This window comes from Pseudomonas sp. BE134 (genome assembly GCF_031456105.1).
GTDB lineage: Bacteria > Pseudomonadota > Gammaproteobacteria > Pseudomonadales > Pseudomonadaceae > Aquipseudomonas.
Map to the genome: position 1 here is coordinate 13,548 of NZ_JAVDUA010000045.1, position 18,813 is coordinate 32,360.

Here is an 18,813-nt window from a genome sequence, read left to right on the forward strand (position 1 = left end):
CGCGTGCCATCACAATTTCCGCGCAGTCCCCGTCTGCGCAAGGGCGGCTTGGCCGCCTACCGTCCGCCTGCGTTGGTGCCGACGATTATCGTCTTTCAATACAATCCTGACGAAGTTTCGCGCAACCTGACGGCGCGTGGAAGCCAAGGTTCGGGCGCGCGCGGCGAATCTCAACGGGCATCGGGGCCTCCCGACGAAACGCTCACCTTCACCGTCGAAATTGACGCCACCGACCAGCTTGAATTCCCGACAGATAACGCCGCAACGGCGCGCATGGGCCTACATCCGGTCATTGCCGCCCTCGAGATGTTGCTCTATCCCGCGTTCCCGCTCGTGGTCATGAATGAAGCTCTTGCGCTTGCGGGCATGGCTTTTGTCGCGGCGGAACAAGCCCCACTCACGCTGCTGATCTGGGGTGAACGCAGGGTTCTGCCCGTTCGGGTCGAGAGTCTGACGATCAAGGAGCAGGCGTTCGATACGGCGCTCAACCCCATTCGCATCGCAGCCGATCTGTCACTTAGGGTGCAGACCTATCGCGATCTTGAAATCACGAATCCCGCTTACTGGGTCTACATGGCCGGATACGCGCAGAAGGAGGTGCTGGCAACGGCAAACACGTTCGGCAATGCATCGGCGATCGCCGATCTTCTGCCGCTGTGAGGCCACCATGTTTACGCGCGGTAGCCGCTACGAGCCCATTGGCGAGAGCGAGTACACGGCATCCGATGGCCGGGTGATCCGTCACAAGCGCATTCGTTTTTTGCCAACGCCGACGGGGTCGGCGGGAACCATCGTAGAACCCCTGGACCGGCCTGATCTTGCAGCCTGGCGAATTGCGCAAGACCCCGAGACATTCTGGCGCTTGTGCGATGCGAATCTCCTGGCGCGTCCCGCCGATCTGACGGCGCGACCTGGCGCGAGGATCATCGTTCCACAACCTGGCAGCGAGGGCGCGTCATGAGCCTCCTGCCGTCCTTTTTCATGGTGAACCTGGGGTTCGCGCCTCTGCCACCTTTCATCACGAGTGCGCTCTCGGAGATCGAGGTCGAGACCTCGGTAGAAGGTGCGGCGATGTTCCGGTTGCATGTCGAACTCAGCCGCACGACGACGGGCGATCTCGATGTCCTGGTCTTCGATCTGTTCCGACCGATGATGCCAGTGCGCATCAGCCTGTCTTTCGGGCTTGGCCTGCCGTTGACCTTGATCAACGGCTATATCCGTGATGTCCAAATACACGTCGGGAGCGAGCCGGGGTCGGCACGGCTGGAAGTCGTGGGCGCTGATGCACTGGGAACACTGATGGGGCAAGTGCAAACGGCCTTCACCTGGCCCAACATGCCGGACGATGCGATTGCCTCAGCCATTTTCAGCAAATACGCAATCCTTCCCCTCGCCGAGCCGACGCCGCTGTTGCGAACGACACTGGATACGACGACAACGCAACGCGTACGCGACAATGCCTTTCTGGAGCAACTGGCGTCGAAATACGGCTACCAGCTTTATATTCAGCCCGATCCGCTTGCGGGTTTCAATGTCGGGCATTTCCATCCGCCGATCACGGTTGCGCCAGCCCAAGGCGTGCTGTCGATCGACTTCGGATCGCAATCGAATTTGCGCAGTTTCCAGATCAGCAACCAGATGTTGAAGCCCGCCACCGTACTGACGAGCTATGTGGACCCGCACACCCGCATGCCCGTCCCGGTTTTCGCGTCGACGCCGACGGAGCTGCCGATGGGGTTGGAACCATCAATTGCCCGCATGATGCCGCCCGCAATCGAAATGGATGAGGTGGGTGATGCATCGAGCCCCGCCGAGAAACTCGTTCGCGCGTTCGGCCGTGTCACACAGTCGAACCGCACGGTTTCGGCTAACGGTGAAGTCGATGGTCTGAAATTCGGCCGCCCTCTCCAGCCGGGTTTGCCCGTGCTGGTGCGCGGTGCGGGGCGACAGCATTCAGGCCTGTACTCCGTAACAAGCGTCACCCACAGAATCTCGCGCGACGCGTATACGCAAAGTTTCCAGGCGATGCGCAACGCCGTCGGCCTGACCGGAGCGGAGGTGTTCATCGATCCGCTGGCGCCTGTCACCTGAGAGGGCTGTCACCATGAGGCCTGTCAGGTGAGCAGGCCTTCCAAAAGGAGGTCTGTTGCATGCTTGAGTTCAACGAACAGTCTCAGCCCGGATCCTCGCATCGGGCCGGCATGTATGGAAAATATCGCGGCACAGTCTTCAATGCGCTGGACCCACTGAAACTGGGGCGCATTCAGGCCATGGTACCCGAGGTACTGCAGGGCATTCCGACCGGATGGGCTTACCCTTGCGCACCGGTCGCGGGCCTGCAGGCCGGGTTCTTTGCCATACCGCCGCAAGGCTCCGGTGTCTGGATCGAGTTTGAGGGGGGCGACACGTCGCGGCCGATCTGGGTTGGCGGCTATTGGGCGACGCTCGAAGCCCCGAATGAGCCCCCTGCTCTCACCCCGCCCCTGCCAACGCAAAAGATCTGGCGCTCCGACACGGGGCTGACCATTGCCATGGATGACACGCTCCAGACAGTTACGATCAGCGATCCCCTCGCGCAGAACAAGATCGAAGTCAATGTCAAAACCGCGAGCGTCAAGATTTCGGGCATGGGTGTTGTCGTGCTTGAAGCCCCTTTGGTGCAGCACGGCAGTGGAACAGCCTTTCACCCGTCCGTTTTCGGGGACCAATTGATGACCTATCTCGGCCAACTGGTCGCCGCTTTCAATTCGCATGTGCATCCCGGCGAACTTGCGCTTGGTTTCATGCCTGTGGCTCCGGCGCTCCCAGTGCCACCGATGATGCTACCAACCCCCTCGCTCATCTCCCAGAAAGTCTTTGTGGAGTAACAAGCATGCCGCTCAAACCCGGGACACTCGACGATTTCGGCGCCTCGATGGCTGAAGCAATCGAAGCGCAACTCCATGACGGCCTGTTGGCAGATGGCTTGCCGGGCCTGCCGAACGAGCCCGCCAGCGATGTACGCGACCGGCGTCGGCTGTTCGTGGCAATCGCGCGGGGCGTCGTCAAATACCTGCGCGACAATCAGGCCAGCATCGTCATCCACTACACGGACGGCGCGGTTGCACGCACGACGACACCCAAGATTTCCACCACGGGAATTTGAAACAATGGCAACCCATCTCGATGTGCCATTCGGGTTTGACGCGCGGGGTCGCACCGCCGTGTCGGACGAAAACGAGCGCATTCTGGACGCGATCCGCGCTGTACTGTTCACCGCGCCCGGGGAGCGGGTCAATCGTCCCGATTTCGGATGCGGCATTCGCCAGCTTCTCTTCGCACCACTCAGTGAGGCACTCGCCGCAACCACCCAGCACTTCATTCAAGGATCTCTGCTGCGTTGGCTCAGTGACCTCATCAGGGTCGAAGCTGTGGACGTGCGCGCCGATGATTCAACGCTCTTCATCACGGTCGTCTACACGATTAATGCAAGCTCCATACGACACTCAGCGGAGTTCAAACAGGCCATTGCATCATGATCTCGCGCGAAGAGCCCTTGTGGTGTGAAAACGAACGGCGCGACGCGATTCTCACGGTGCCTGTGCATCCATTGAATGGAGTCGATTTTGTCGAGTTCCGCCGCGACCTGCTGGCTGCGCCCCCTAAGCGCAACCGGCTTGAAATCCAATTCCTGAAGCCTCCGCCCCCGGCCCTCGTCGGCGCTCCCGCTTCGTTCAGCATCGAGGGCGGCATTCGCGTCGTCGACATCGAGCCAATTGCAGTGGTCGCCGATCCGGATCCCAATCGGCTGGTCCTGTTTCTGGATCGGGAGGGAGACTTCTCGACCTATTACCTGCGCGTTACTCATCCCGGCATCGATGAGGAACGCTGCGAGGCAGCGTTCAGTTTCAAGGCGGGTTGCCCGACCGAATTCGATTGCGGCACACGACACGATTGCGAGCCAGAGCGCTTCATGGAGCCTGCGCTCGATTATCTTGCAAAGGACTACCAGAGCTTCCGTCGCCTGATGATGGATCTGGCACCGCAGCTCAATCCCGATTTTGACGACCACAATCCCGCCGATCTCTGCGTTGCGCTGATCGAGCTTTTCGCCTATGTCGCCGACTATCTGAGCTATTTCCAGGACGCTGCCATCACCGAGGCTTTTTTCGACACTTGCCGCCACCGTGTCTCGGCGGCGCGCCACACACGCCTGATCGATTACGCCATGCATAATGGTCGCAACGCATTCTGCTTTGTGCAATTCGATGCGAGCGCCGGTCCCGACGGTATTGTTCCGGCGGGAACGAAACTTCTTACGCAAGTCATTGAGCCACTGCGCGGGCAAAAGGCACCACCTGGGCTGGTCATTCCCACTGGCGTTGCCGACTTCGATGACGACAAGGCGCTGGCACGGACGGTGGTGTTCGAAACATCGGCACCGGTGCGCGTCCTCGCTGGTCGCAACGAAATGCGCATCCACGACTGGGGCGACGCCTCATGTTGTCTGGCGCGGGGAGCACGAGAGGCCTGGCTCTACGTTACATCGCCGCAGGGCAATAACCTGCGCGCCACCCGGCCCGACATTGCCCTTGGCGAGTATCTGCTTCTTGAGGAAATACTTGGCCCACGTACCGGCCTTGCTGCCGATGCTGATCCGCGCAACCGCCATGTCGTGCGGATCGAGGCAGTCGACGTCACGAGCGACCCGGTCTTCCGCGATCTGCTGGTCGATGGCGCACTCACACCCGCCGCATCCGGCGACGTGAAGTTGCCATTGCTGCACGTACGTTGGCGTGAAAACGACGCACCACCCTTGCCCTTCTGTCTTTCGGCTCAGATACCAGAGACAAGGCAACTCATTGGACCGGTGACGATTGTGCGGGGCAATGTCACGCCCGCAGACCATGGCCGTACAGTCATCCGCCGTCTACCTGATCCGACAGACCCATTGCGGGAACTGCCACCGATTGATGTGGGCACGGGCCGTTGGCCTATCGATCAGCAAATCCTGATCGATGCACCGCTCACCTTTCAGACGATGCCGAGCGATCCGGATTATGCATTCGATGGCAGGCTGTCCGCCGGCCGCCATGACCTCGATCAGCCAACCTCCAAGGCCATGCCCGCCGTTGTCGTTGAATACGGCTGGGCAGTGGGGGATACGGAGTTATTCCGCCCTGTTCCGACGCTCTTCGCAAGCGATGCCTATCATCCACATTTCGTCGCCGAAGTGGACACCGACCACAGGGTGCACCTGCGCTTCGGCGATGACCAATATGGACGCCGCGTCACGCACCCCACCCAGCCTCTCACCGCCCGCGCCCGTTACAGGATTGGCAATGGTCGATTGGGGAATATCGGTGCAGGAGCGCTGACGCATGTCGTCATGCCCGATGCTATCGACCTGGTGGACCCGGCCAATCCCGGTGGCGGGCCGCAGCACTTCCCAGACATCATAAAACTCAGGCAACCGCTCTCAGCACGCGGTGGTGTCGATCCGCAATCGATCGAGGAAGCCCGCCAGATTGCACCCGAGGCGTTCCGCGCCGAGACATTCCGGGCGGTGACGGAGGCGGACTACGAGGCCGTGTCCATGCGGTTGGAGTATGTGGCCGCGGCCAAAGCCTCTTTTGTCTGGACGGGGAGCTGGCACACCGTTTTCGTTGCGATCCATCCGTCAGATCCAGACCTTCTTGACCGGATGCCGGGCGGCGCCGCCCGGCTGCAACCGGCATTCGCGAAGCACATTTGGGCAGTGCTGAACCGCTATCGCCTGGCTGGCTATGACCTTGTGGTACACGCAGCCATCTATGTTCCGATCGAACTTGAAGTCCAGCTTTGCATCGCGCGCGGCCATTTCCGTGGTGATGTTCTGGAAGCAGCGGCCAATGTGCTGTCGAACCGACGTCTGGCCGGCGCAAGTTCCGGCTTCTTCCACCCCCTCAATTTTCGCTTCGGTTCGGCGGTCTATTCGAGCCGCATCTACGCGCTGCTGCAGCACATCGACGGTGTTGAATCTGCCCGCATTCTCGTGATGAAGCGCTTTTGGGACGCGCCGAATGGCGAGCTGGAGCGAGGCCTCGTTCCCATGGGACCGAGCGAAGTCGCGCGCCTGGACAACGATCGCAGCCAGCCGGAGTTCGGCGTGCTGCGCCTGACCGCCGTGGGAGGGTTGTGAGATGACCATGACTCCCGATACCCGGTTCTGCCTGTGCTGCGAGCCGCATGAACCCGCTGCTCCCGCATCCATTTTCAACCGACCGGGTCTGAGCACGATTGCATGGCGAACTGGAAGCTACGCTACCTTCCGTCAGGCCATGATAGAGGCCATGGCGTCAGGCCCGCCCAATCCGCTAGATCCCGATGACACGCTGTGGCCTCTGCAGGTGTGCAACGCGCTTGCCAGGCTCACGACACGCGACGACACCGATCATGCAATCATGTGCATCGATCTTTTTGCCGCCGTCTCGGATGTGCTGAGCTTCTATAGCGAGCGCTACGCCAACGAAATCTTCATGCGCACGGCGCGCGAGCGGGACTCGGTGCTCCGTCTGGCCCGTTTGATTGGATACCGCGTTGCCCCGGGGCTAGCGGCCACCACATCACTTGCGTTCACCCTTGATCCCGGCGCCACGACCGTCATCCATTCCGGCCTGAAAGTCATGAGCGTCCCAGGTCAGGACGAAGTGGCACAGACATTCGAGACTATCGGCTCCGTGAGCGCCGACGCCCGGCTGAACGATGTCCCGCTTTATGGTCAGCCGCAGGCCGTGGTGCCATTCCAGCAAGGCCTTTCGCGTATTCCGATCCTGCAGCGACCCGAAATATTGCTGCGAAATGACACCATCGCCATCGTCGGGAACAACGAACTGCAAGTGACCAGTGTGCATAACGTCGAGACCGCATCGGATGGTGAATATGTGACTTTTACCACCCCGTTCGCCATTGCAGGCAGTGGCTCGATCGGGTTCAAGACCAAGCGCGCGCTGCGCTTCTTTGGCCACAATGTGCCACCGAGCTATTCCTTCTATGACATGAACCCGGCGACCCCCGTCGCGAAGCGCTGGACCATGAAGACCCTCGGCGTGGACTATTCCGCCAGTATTGCGGCAAGCCAGACCTTCTATCCGCTCGACGCGCGTATCGATGACCTGAATCCGGGCACCCTGCTGCTCGTCGATCTTGGGTCGGGTGCTGGCCGTTATGTCTTCGCGCTTGTCGGTACTGTCCTCCACAGCACGGTCACCCTCGGTCCCATGTCCGACACCGTTACCTGGATTTCACTCGCACAAGTCACGATTGGCAGCGACGATGTCCTGAATCACCTCGGCGGCACCGGACTGCCCGCCATAGCTGACCGCCGTCAGACGCAGATTTACGAAGTCGTTCGCCCTCAGATCGCCCCGCGCGCCTACCTCTACCCGGCGAGCTTTTCAGGTGGCACCGCCTGGATCCGCAGCGATCACGTCAACGATGCCCGCCTGCTCACCAAGAAGCAGCCTATTGCAATTGCTCAAAGCACGCGGCGGTACGTCGCAAGCATCGCGACCGTCACGCAATCACCGTCCGTGGGCGACGGCATTTCACACATTACTATCGGCTTTGATCCCCCCATCGGCACTCCGATGATATCCCCACGCATGAATGGCAATGTTGCACCTGCAAGCCACGGAGAGACGCAGCGTGACGAAGCGCTGGGCCACGGGGATGCGTCCGCCCTGTTCCAGCGCTTCAAGTTGCAGCGCAAGGCTATGACGCGCCTGCCCGGTAGTGTGGGGTTGACGCCACGCGCCGAGCTGGCGGTTCGCGTGAACGGCGAACTCTGGAGCGAGGCCCCATCGTTTTATGGCCGCGGACCGAACGACCACGTCTACACGCTGCGAGACGATGATGCGGGCAACAGCATCGTCTCGTTCGGAGATGGCCTCACGGGTGCGAGGTTACCGAGTGGTGCAAGCAATGTGGTCGCGCGCTATCGGACGGGAATAGGTCTGCAAGGACGATTGGCTGCCGGGCAGCTTTCAACGCTTCTTGAGCGTCCGGTTGGCGTTCGCGGCGTTTCCAATCCACTGCCCACGGAGGGCGGAGTTGATCCCGAAACACTCGATCATGCGCGCGAGGCGGCACCTGTAACTGTCCGCACATTTGGCCGTGCCATAGCGCTATCAGATTTTGCGGATGTCGCGCGCCAGACAGGCATGGCGGCCGCGGCAAAGGCGACCTGGACCTGGATAGGGCTGGAGCAGGCGATCCAGCTCACGGTCTCGGGTGGTAACGGCCAACGCCTATCGCCCGACGCCCTCGCCGCTCTGCACAGTTCACTCACCCACTCGCGCGATCCGAACCATCTGCTGATAATCGGGAATTTGTGGCGCGTACCGATTGTGGTCACCGCGCGCATCCTGCGTGATCCCGTGTTCGAGAAGGACTCGGTGCAGCATGCAGCCCGCACGGCGTTATCAGACTTCATGCGGTTCGAGCGGCAACCGATGGGGCGCCCTCTCCATCTCAGCCAAATTATCGCCGTGCTTCAGGGCGCCCGGGGCGTCGCGGCGGTTGATGTGGACCTTTTTCAGATCAAGGGTTTTGCGGGTTGGACTGCCGCATGGTTGTCCCGTCGGGGTCTCACCGGCGCACCGGTGCAGCCGCATATCCGCCTGTTCGAAGCTCGGCCGCGCCCGCCTGTGGCCATGCTTGACCCAGCAGCGCTTGCGGGTCTGGCACTCGATCCCGATGCACTGGCGCTTCCCGCCGAGCAAGCCTTTATCGAGGCACCCGACACCGATCTCACTCTGCATGTAGTGGAGACGCTATGACGGCCTATTCCAGAGAGAAGCGCGACAGGTTGTTCAACCTCCTCCCGGCTTATCTGCGCGAGCTGGATGGATTGGAACGGCTGCACCCGGATGATCCGCCGGGCCCACTGCAAGCCTTTCTGAGCGTAATCGAAATGCAGGCCGAAGCGCTTGATGGCGACATCGAGCAACTCCTGAACAACGCATTCATCGAGACATGCGAGCCTTGGGCAATTCCCTACATCGGCGATCTCGTCGCAATGACGCCGTTGTTCGACGAGAGCCGGATTCGTGGCGGCGACAGTGCCGCCGAGATCTTTTCGGACCTGAACGGGCCCTCGCTGCGACCCAACATAGGCCTGGGCAATCGGGCCGATGTTGCGAAGACGATCTATTACCGCCGCCGCAAAGGCACATTGCCGATGCTGGAGGAAATGGCGCGTGACGTGACCGGATGGCCCGCTCATGGCGTCGAGTTCTTCCAGCGCCTGCGATGGAGTCAGTGGATCCGCAATCACATCCGTATGCAGGCCCTGGAAACCCCTGATCTTCGTTCGGTCGTGCGGTTAGACACCCTGGAAGGCGCTTTCGATGAAACCTGCCGCACGGTGGACGTTCGCGCGATTGCACCCGATGAGGGCTGGTACGGCACCCGCAAAATCGGCTTCTTTCTCTGGCGTCTAAAGGCGCACCGTTTCGAGCAGATCGACGCGCGCCAGCAAGGGGCGGCAGGCGACTTCCGCTGGCGTTTCAGTCCTCTTGGCCAAGACGCTCCCTTGTTCTCCGCAGGACGGCGGGAAGACGATGAGACCGGGCTTAGCGCCCGCCATCACGTGCCGCAAGCGATCAGCCATGCCACGTTTTTCGAGGATCTCTCGCAGAGCCTCAGCCAGCCAGTGATCCCCGATTTTTCACAATATTACGGCCTCTTCGACCCATTCCCGGCCATGGTGCTGGCCGAAGACAGAGCGATGATGATCTTCATCGGCGGCCAGCCTGTGCCACTCTCGCGCATTCGGTGCCGCAACCTGGATGCGTGGTCGCAACCTGCCACGAATATTGTGTCAGTAGATACAGCCACTGGCCGCATTGCACTTGGGCCTGTAGCCGCGGCCGCCGGTCCCGTGACCGTCTGGTACCACCACGGTTTCCCTGGCGATCTTGGTGGCGGGCCCTATCGGCGGCGCGCATGGCAGATCAACGCGCCCGCCGGTACACAGATGCTGCCAGTCGACAACTCGGGTAATCCGGGAACTTTCAACACGATTAACGGGGCGCTGGCGCAGTGGGTGGCACTCGGTAAACCGAACTGCATCATCCAGATCCGCGATAACCGCACCTACAAGGAGGCGATTGCCATCGATCCTTTCGACAAGCGCTTTATCGCGATTGAAGCCAGCGACAGCAAATGCCCGCATCTGCTGCTTCCCGACCCACTGACCATCTCCGGCGATCACGACAGTTCCACCGTGACGCTGGGCGGACTGCTGATAGAAGGGCGAGTCGAAATCACCGGCTCACTGGGTGCACTGCGACTGATCCATTCAACGCTTGTTCCGGGCGAAAGCATCGCCGTACCGGACCCTGCCGTTGCGCCGCCTCCCGCACAGCCCACCCAACCCAGCATCCTTGCCGCCATGACGCGCCCCGATGGCAGTCCGGCGAATAGGAAACTGCGCGTGGAAGCCGCCTTTTGCGTCATGGGACCGCTCCGCCTGCCGGAGCACGCGCAAGCGTTGGTGCTGCTCGATTGCATCGTTGATGGGCTCGATATCGCTGCCGTTGCCGGGCCAGCGGCCAACAGTTTCGGTCCCGCATCGCGCATTGAGCGCTCGACGCTGCGCGGTGCCATGCGGTTTCGCCAGATCGATCTCGCGAGCGAGAGTATTTTTGACGGTTCATTGACGGTGTTGCGACAGCAGGTCGGTTGCCTACGCTTCAGCTACGTGCAGGACAACGCACGCGCGCCACGCCGCTACCGCTGCCAGCCCAGTCTGGCGATACGAAAGGCCGTTGATGCAGCAGGTCCATTGACGCCCGCCGAACTAGCACTGTTGCGACAGCAGGTCGCGCAGCGGGTGGCGCCCGAATATGTGTCCGAAGCCTATGGCCAGCCCGCTTACCTGCAACTCAGCGACAACGGCCCGATTGAAATCGGAACAGGCTCCGAGGATGGGGCCGAGATGGGCGTGTGGTGCCATCTCAAGCAACCCCAGCGGGCCGCCAACCTGAAGCTGCGCCTCGACGAATATCTGCCCTTTGGCCTCTCGGCCGCCCTGATCCACGCCAATTGAACGAATGACGCGTAGAGGAACAAAACAATGTCCGGCGACTATTCGCGCTTCACATTCGACCCGTTACGCCGCTTCGCTTCAGTACGTGTGCAACAAGGCCGCGTGCAACTGGATTCCGACTGGAACGAGCATTCAGATGTACTGCGCGAGCGCACCCGCCTGCTGGGTCTCGATAGCGGCGGTCCGGCATGGCTTCCGACGCTGACAACGCCCGATGCCTTCCTGATCGGTGCCATTGCCGGACCACCCGCCGACCTCTCCATTCAAGACGGCAGGATTTATGTTGACGGCAGGCTTGCCGAGATCTTTTCCAATGAAGGCGTTACCTACCTCAAGCAGCCCTTTCTTCCCGATCCACCCGCGCCAGATCCGACCATCGACACGCTGGTCTATCTCGATCTTTGGGAGCGCGAAGTCACGTGGGTGGAAGAACTGAAGCTGCTGGATACCGCTCTGGGTGGCGTCGATACCACCACGCGCATCCAGCAGGTCTGGCAGGTCAAGCTTTACAAACAGCCCGGGGCTCCGGCGGTATGCGGCGTTGATCTCAACGCCTTGTTTGCGCCCTCCGCCGGCCGGCTCACCACCTCCGCTGTGGCGCCGCCCGCGCCGGATGATCCCTGCATCCTGCCGCTCAACGCTGGCTATCGGGGTATCGAAAATCGGCTCTATCGGGTTGAAATCCAGACGCCTGGCCCCTTGGGAACCGCGCTCTTCAAGTGGTCACGCGACAATGGCTCCATCGCCTCCCGCGTGACGAGCATCGCGGTCGCCGGCGGACAGACGCGCCTCTCGGTGAACCGAGTCGGACGCGACGCGCGCCTGCGGTTGCGCATCAATGACTGGGTGACACTGACCGACGACCATCGTGAACTCTGGGGTGAAGCGGGCCAGATGGCGCGCGTGATCGATATCGACGAGGCAAAGCGGATAATCGTGCTGGATCGTGCCGTACCGACAGCGGGACGTGCGTTCGGGGCAACGGCGGTTGATGTCGTTGCGCGCAACACGCGCTTGCAGCGATGGGATGAAAGCGCACCGCTGAACGTAATCAACGGTGACGGCCTAATGGCAACGGCGGCAGGCCCCATCGATCTTGAAGACGGCGTGCAGGTCAGTTTTACCACCGCTACCGCTGGCGGTCAGTTCAAGGTCGGCGACTACTGGGTCTTCGCGGCGAGAACGGCGAATGCCTGGGTTGAACCGCTCAATGCGGCACCGCCCCGCGGCATCCATCACCAATATCTTCAACTCGCCGCAATACCGGCCAATGGTGCACCCACTGACTGTCGACCCATCCAAATCGATGATGCCGGATGCTGTACCTTCGTGGTGCGGCCTGGAGAGGACATTCAGGCAGCCATCGACAAGTTGCCGAAGGTTGGAGGTTGCGTATGCCTGAAGGCAGGGTTGCATCCGATCGACCGCCCTCTGATCCTGCAGCGCGACAATCTCTGCCTGCACGGAGAGAGCATGGGCGCGATGGTCTTCAACCGGCGCGGAACCGGCGTCATTGTTGTTTCCGGCGCCAACCACGTTCACATTCACACGCTCGTCTTGCGACAGGGCGAAGCATCTTCCGACCCGATCATTGTGATTAAGGGAACAGAAGATTTGATCATTGACGAATGCAGACTGGAGACGTTCGCTCGTCCTGGCAGTGTGGGAATATTGGCCTTCGATGCAGCCAACATAACGGTGTCGGCTTGTATATTCGATAAGGCTGCCATCGGCGTCTGGTTCGACGAAGGCTCACGCGATGTCGTGGTGACTGACTGTGAAATTACCTTGCCAGACCCGGACACGAACCGCAAGACCACCGTTGGCATCATGGCCCGCACGATGCGCGGCTCCGTCACAGCCGAGAACAACACGATCGTCAATGCAGTGAACGGTATCCTCATCAACGACCAGCCAAACGACATGCCGGTGTCACGGGCCAACTTCTCGCGTATCGCGGGCAATCGCATTGAACTGGCCGAGAACAAGTTTCCCGACCGCTCGTTTGGCATTGATGTCGCGAGCCCGCAGACTATCGTGAGCAACAACCAACTGGTGCACGACGGGTCCAATCTCACTGCCATCCGCCTGTGCGGCAACGGATCAACTGCGATGGGGAACATCGTGGTGTGCCGCCGGGAAGCTCCCGACATCGCGCTGGCAATCGTGGTGGGCAACATTGGCCCGGCCGGCGCCGTGCTGCCGCTGGAGCGCATGATCGTCGCCGACAACATTATTGAAGGCGGCCAACACGGCATCCTCATGATCGGTGCCGTGCGAAGCGCCATTCGAGGCAATGTCATGGGACAGGGAAGCGTGCGCTTCGGTTTTGCGACCACACTCGTTCAGGTCGCCGACACGCTGATCAGCGAGAACATCGTCTACCAGGCGATGATCGGGATTTTTGCCACACAGGGTGCACGCAATCTCATCCGCGATAATCGGATCGAGGCAGGACAAGTCGGTATTTTCATGCATGAAGAGGCCGCCCCGACCCTGCACGGCAATCACCTGACAGATCTCGAACGCCTGGGCCTTCTGGTTTTTCAATCGACAGAGCGCTGTGACATCACGTCCAATCGAGTGATCCGTTGCGGTACGCGTACCGGTCTCGCTCTGGGGATCGCCGCCATCGCGATCTTTGGTGAGTTGAACGTCCAGGGCAATGAAGTTATGGACACAGGTGTGGCGGCTACCGGAGGTGGCATCTCCCCGCTCGCCTTCGGCATCACGGGCTTCACCGTGCTGGAATGCAGGATAGACAGTAATCTCGTCACCTACTCACGACCAGGCTCTCGCCCGCCGACGAATGAGGACCGCGCGCTGCTGCTGCAGGGCATGATCGAATATGAGATCAAACTGCCCGCAGGCTCTACCGTGTTCGGGTTCCCGGTGCAGATTACGAACAACAAGTTCATCGGCACCGGAGCGACCGCTCTCGTCGAGTTGCGGCAAACAGTATTTGCGAACGTGAAGGCACGGTTCGAGCGGGTGATGTTCAGCGGCAATTACTGCTCGCATTTCAGCCTACCCTTCAACGACCAACGCGCAGCAACAGTGTCGATGGCGGGCAGGCTCTGCACCGTCTCTGGAAACCAGGTGAAGGCGGCCACCCCCGACTTCCGCTCCTATGACCTGCACGGCATGCCCGGCCCGTTCATCGGCAACATCTCGCATGGCCCAACATGGGACCGGCTCAACAGCGCCTCGTGGTTTCCGAATCCCGAGTTTAATTACAACCTGAAAGCCTGAGGAGAGATCGATGGATATCGAAAAACTGATCGCGCGACAGGACAAGCTCCTCGCCGAGGCCACGGCGCTCATCAACAAACGCAATGTTTCCCCGAGCATGTTGAACTGGCCGATTGCCTCGCAGGAGGCGCGCATGGGTCGCCTCCAGCAGCGAATCGAAACCCTGCAGAAGATGAAGGCGGAACATGCACGTCAGATCGATTCCGAGATCGAAATGCTGTCCACCGAATTGTCACAACTGAGCGAGAAAATCGAAACCGCTAGGAGAACACTTGAGCCCGGAACTCTGCGGACATCGTCCGAACCATCCGAAAGGTCTCGTGCCAAGGGGAAAAGGAAAGGAGGGCCGGGAAAAAACAATGACGGTTGATCAGAATTGCGTAGCCGATCGACGTCCCCCCAACGCCAAGAGGGGGGTTGTCAGAAGCTGGATTAGCAAGTACCTCCAGGGGCGATCCTGATTCGCGGCTGATACTGCCTTTTTCAATAGAGTCGACCGGTTTTCGCCCGCTCGCGAGTGTCCGCTTGGGGTCCAGGCTGTGTGAAAACGCGCTAAATACGTCGAAAACTGAGAGTCGCGAGGATTGCCTGTGGAATAAGCAGGCGGAAGCGCGAATTACGTTAGTCAGCCTACATAGACGTTCGTAATGCCGTTTGGACCGCGTTTGAATCGCGCCGCTACGATCTCGACGATCAGAGGTTAGACAATCACTGGCGTTTCACACAGCCTGGGTCGGTTTCTGCCTCTGCTGACCTGCAGCTAAGAGTCGATTTCTGCCTTCATGACGGGCAGAAATCGGCTAAAAGCGGTCTGTCACGACCGATAAGCAGATACTGAGCGGTCAATGCGTCGGGCCTTAGTGCTGATTTGATCGCGAAAAACCATCAAACCTGGCTACTAAGCTGGGCTTTGTAGCCTGGATACTTACGCCCAAAAACAAAAAAGGCCAATCGCAATGATTGACCTAGTTTGTTGATTTTATTGGTGGCGCCTACCGGACTTGAACCATGGACCAAAAGATCAAAACCGGGACCATCACTGGTATGGTCATTCTCAGTTCGAGGCCTTCAAGTTGGCGGCCTGGTTGCGGCGGGACACGGGCAGAAGTCTGGCAATCGGTTCGGCGCTGGCGCTGTGCTGGCCGAAATTCGCGTTATAGGTGGCGATGATTTCGCCGGCGATTGAGATGGCTATTTCCACAGGCAACTTGCCTTTGACTTCGCCGATGCCCATCGGGCAGCGCATGCGTTGCACGACGCTGTTGTCGAATCCGCGGTCGCGCAGGCGGTGTTCGAACTTCACCCGTTTGGTCTTCGAACCGATCAGGCCGAAGTAGGCGAAGTCGTTGCGCTTGAGGATCGCGGCGGTGAGTTCGAGGTCGAGCTGGTGATTGTGAGTCATGACGATGCAGTAGCTGCCAGCGGGCAGGTCGTCGATTTCATCCACAGGTTCTTCACTGACAATCTTGCGTACGCCGTGGGGAATCTGTTCAGGGAATTCATCTTCCCGTGAATCGATCCAGCGTACACGACAAGGCAGGCTGGCGAGCAGCGGCACCAATGCGCGGCCGACATGGCCGGCGCCGAACACGGCGATCTGCGCCTGGACCTGGCCCATCGGTTCGAACAGCAAAACGGTCACGCCGCCGCAGCACTGGCCGAGGCTGGCGCCGAGGCTGAAGCGCTCCAGGTGCGTGTCCTGTTTACCGCTGGCGAGCATGTCGCGGGCGATCTGCATGGCCTTGTATTCCAGATGCCCGCCACCGATGGTGTCGAAGGACTGGTTGGCGCTGATGACCATCTTCGAACCGGCATTGCGCGGCGTCGAGCCGAGCTCTTCGATGATGGTGACCAACACGCAGGGTTCACCCTGGGATTGCAGGTCGGCGAGGGCGTCGATCCAGTTGTACATGTTTCACCTCAACATCTCTGTTGTCTGTTCGGGCCTCATCGCTGGCAAGCCAGCTCCCACATTTGATTTGTACAGGTCCATCAATCAGCACAAATCCTGTAGGAGCCGGGCTTGCCCGCGATGGCCGCGCCTCGGTCTAAAGCGAAGCCAGCTCGGTTTCAGCTTCGACAGCCTTCGCCGACTTCAACTGCCGCATCTGCTCACAGCCCCACAACACCCGCTCCGGCGTCGCCGGTGCGTCGATTTTCGGTTGGTGCTTGTAGTCACCGAGACTCGCCACGGCGTCCTTGATCGCACACCACGACGCAATGCCCAGCATGAACGGCGGCTCACCCACGGCCTTGGAATGGAACACCGTGTCTTCCGGGTTCTTGCGGTTTTCCACCAGCTTCACCCGCAGGTCCAGCGGCATGTCCGCCACGGTCGGGATCTTGTAGCTGGCCGGGCCGTTGGTCATCAGTTTGCCCTTGTTGTTCCACACCAGTTCTTCCATGGTCAGCCAGCCCATGCCCTGGATGAATCCACCCTCGATCTGACCGATGTCAATGGCCGGGTTCAGCGAGGCGCCAACGTCGTGGAGGATGTCGGTGCGCAGCATCTTGTACTCGCCAGTCAGGGTGTCGACGATCACCTCGCAGCACGCTGCGCCAAAGGCGTAGTAATAGAACGGGCGACCACGGGCCTGGCTTCGGTCGTAGTAGATTTTCGGGGTCTTGTAGAACCCGGTGCTCGACAGCGACACCTGGGCGAAATAGGCCTGCTGGATCAGCGCTTCGAAGGTCAGGATGTGATCGCGAACCCGTACGTGACCGTTGTGGAATTCCACGTCTTCTTCGCTGACCTTGTAGTGCCGCGCGGCGAATTCGACCAGGCGTTTCTTGATGGTTTCAGCCGCGTTCTGCGCCGCTTTACCGTTCAGGTCGGCACCGCTTGACGCCGCCGTTGGCGAAGTGTTCGGCACCTTGTCGGTGTTGGTCGCAGTGATCTGCACGCGGTCCATTTCGACCTGGAACACTTCGGCCACGATTTGCGCGACTTTGGTGTTCAAACCCTGGCCCATTTCGGTACCGCCGTGGTTCAGGTGGATGCTGCCGTCGGTGTAGACGTGGATCAGCGCGCCGGCCTGGTTGAGGAAGATGGCGGTGAAGGAAATACCGAATTTCACCGGGGTCAGCGCCAGGCCTTTTTTCAGGATCGGGCTGTTGGCGTTGTAGCGACGAATCGCTTCGCGGCGCTCAAAGTACTGGCTGCTTTCTTCCAGTTCGGCGGTCATTTCTTCGAGCATGTTGTGCTCGACGGTCTGGTAGTAATGCGTGACGTTGCGCTCGGTCTTGCCGTAGTAGTTGGCCTTGCGCACGGCCAGTGGATCGAGGGCCAGATGGCGGGCAATCGCGTCCATCACTTCTTCAATCGCGACCATGCCTTGCGGGCCACCGAAACCCCGGTAAGCGGTGTTCGACGCGGTGTTGGTTTTGCAGCGATGACCGTTGATGGTCGCATCGCCCAGGTAGTACGAGTTGTCGGCGTGGAACATTGCACGGTCGACAATCGCCGCCGACAGGTCCGGCGAACAGCCGCAGTTGCCCGCCAGTTCCAGGTTGATGCCATGCAGGCGCCCGCGGCTGTCGAAACCGACGTCGTACTCGACGTAAAACGGGTGCCGCTTGCCGGTCATCAGCATGTCTTCAACGCGCGGCAGGCGCATCTTGGTCGGCTGACCGGTGAGGTGCGCGATCACCGCGCACAGGCACGCCGGGCTCGCGGCTTGGGTTTCCTTGCCGCCGAAACCACCGCCCATGCGGCGTATGTCGATCACGATCTTGTTCATCGATACGTCGAGCACTTCGGCGACAAGCTTCTGCACTTCGGTCGGGTTCTGCGTCGAGCAGTAGACAATCATCCCGCCGTCTTCAGTTGGCATCACCGACGAGATCTGGGTTTCGAGGTAGAAGTGTTCCTGGCCGCCGATGTGCAGCGTGCCCTGGATGCGATGTTCGGCCGTTGCCAAAGCCCCGGCAGAATCGCCGCGCTGATGGGTATGGCTGTCGAGTACGAAGTGGCGTTTGCGCAGGGCTTCGACCACGTCCAGCACCGGTTCCAGATCTTCGTATTCGATGATCGCGGCCATGGCGGCCTTGCGTGCGGTTTCGAGGTCTTTTGCTGCAACGGCGAGCACCGGCTGACCGACGAACTGCACGTCATCGATGGCCAGCAGCGGGTCGCCCGGGAGCAGTGCGCCGATGTCTTTCAGGCCCGGCACATCTTCATGGGTAATGGCGATGCGCACGCCTTCGAAGGCGTAGCAGGGCTTGGTGTCGATGCTGATGATTTTCGCGTGGGCGCGGTCCGACAGGCGTGCGTAAACGTGCAGCTGGTTCGGAAACTCCAGGCGGTCATCGATGTACTGCGCTTCACCGGACACGTGTTTGGCGGCGCTGTCGTGCTTGACGCTGCGGCCGACACCGGTGGTCAGGTCCTTGGCAAACAGTTCAGCCAGTTCGGCTTGGGTCTTCTCTACAGCGTGATGATTAGACATAAGCGGTCACCCGAGTCTCGATGTGCGGTGTTTGCAGTTCGA

Annotated in this window: 13 protein-coding genes; 11 read left to right on the forward strand and 2 right to left on the reverse strand. The window is 60.4% G+C overall.

Annotated elements, in window-relative coordinates:
• The first annotated feature begins 3 nt into the window (after positions 1–3).
• From J2Y56_RS26960 to J2Y56_RS27010, 11 genes are read left to right on the forward strand one after another with little or no spacing between them, the layout of a single operon-like run.
• Complete coding sequence (locus J2Y56_RS26960) at positions 4–660, forward strand: hypothetical protein (protein ID WP_310353798.1); 657 nt, start codon at positions 4–6, stop codon at positions 658–660.
• Positions 661–667: 7 nt separating this feature from the next.
• Positions 668–961 (forward strand): hypothetical protein, encoded by a 294-nt coding sequence (locus tag J2Y56_RS26965; RefSeq protein ID WP_310353800.1) that lies wholly within the window; start codon positions 668–670, stop codon positions 959–961.
• Positions 958–2,091, forward strand: coding sequence for a hypothetical protein (locus J2Y56_RS26970; RefSeq protein ID WP_310353802.1), 1,134 nt, complete (start codon positions 958–960; stop codon positions 2,089–2,091). The genes J2Y56_RS26965 and J2Y56_RS26970 overlap by 4 nt, the downstream gene beginning before the upstream one ends.
• A gap of 59 nt (positions 2,092–2,150) precedes the next feature.
• Positions 2,151–2,867: a phage baseplate assembly protein V gene (locus J2Y56_RS26975; RefSeq protein ID WP_065834049.1), complete on the forward strand. Its 717-nt coding sequence runs from the start codon at positions 2,151–2,153 to the stop codon at positions 2,865–2,867.
• A 5-nt stretch (positions 2,868–2,872) separates the two neighbouring features.
• Positions 2,873–3,145: a hypothetical protein gene (locus tag J2Y56_RS26980; protein ID WP_310353805.1), complete on the forward strand. Its 273-nt coding sequence runs from the start codon at positions 2,873–2,875 to the stop codon at positions 3,143–3,145.
• Between the two features lie 4 nt (positions 3,146–3,149).
• Entirely contained in the window at positions 3,150–3,518 is a 369-nt protein-coding gene (locus J2Y56_RS26985) for a GPW/gp25 family protein (protein ID WP_065834047.1), read from the forward strand.
• The gene (locus J2Y56_RS26990) at positions 3,515–6,160 is read left to right on the forward strand and encodes a hypothetical protein (RefSeq protein WP_310353808.1); all 2,646 of its coding nucleotides are present in this window, start codon (positions 3,515–3,517) and stop codon (positions 6,158–6,160) included. The genes J2Y56_RS26985 and J2Y56_RS26990 overlap by 4 nt, the downstream gene beginning before the upstream one ends.
• 1 nt (position 6,161) lies before the next feature.
• On the forward strand, positions 6,162–8,798 hold the full coding sequence (locus tag J2Y56_RS26995; RefSeq protein WP_310353811.1) for a putative baseplate assembly protein: 2,637 nt from the start codon (positions 6,162–6,164) through the stop codon (positions 8,796–8,798).
• Complete coding sequence (locus J2Y56_RS27000; protein WP_310353813.1) at positions 8,795–11,071, forward strand: hypothetical protein; 2,277 nt, start codon at positions 8,795–8,797, stop codon at positions 11,069–11,071. The genes J2Y56_RS26995 and J2Y56_RS27000 overlap by 4 nt, the downstream gene beginning before the upstream one ends.
• A gap of 27 nt (positions 11,072–11,098) precedes the next feature.
• The gene (locus tag J2Y56_RS27005; RefSeq protein WP_310353816.1) at positions 11,099–14,323 is read left to right on the forward strand and encodes a DUF6519 domain-containing protein; all 3,225 of its coding nucleotides are present in this window, start codon (positions 11,099–11,101) and stop codon (positions 14,321–14,323) included.
• 10 nt (positions 14,324–14,333) lie between these two features.
• Positions 14,334–14,693: a hypothetical protein gene (locus tag J2Y56_RS27010; RefSeq protein WP_065834042.1), complete on the forward strand. Its 360-nt coding sequence runs from the start codon at positions 14,334–14,336 to the stop codon at positions 14,691–14,693.
• A 684-nt stretch (positions 14,694–15,377) separates the two neighbouring features.
• Here J2Y56_RS27010 and xdhC read toward each other — a convergent pair.
• Both xdhC and xdhB read right to left on the reverse strand, forming a co-directional pair.
• A complete protein-coding gene (gene xdhC / locus J2Y56_RS27015) occupies positions 15,378–16,235 on the reverse strand; it encodes a xanthine dehydrogenase accessory protein XdhC (protein WP_310353822.1) in 858 nt (285 codons plus the stop codon).
• Between the two features lie 136 nt (positions 16,236–16,371).
• Positions 16,372–18,771 carry a xanthine dehydrogenase molybdopterin binding subunit gene (gene xdhB / locus J2Y56_RS27020; protein ID WP_310353824.1) on the reverse strand — a complete coding sequence of 800 codons (2,400 nt, stop codon included), beginning with the start codon at positions 18,769–18,771 and terminating at the stop codon, positions 16,372–16,374.
• Positions 18,772–18,813 lie beyond the last annotated feature (42 nt).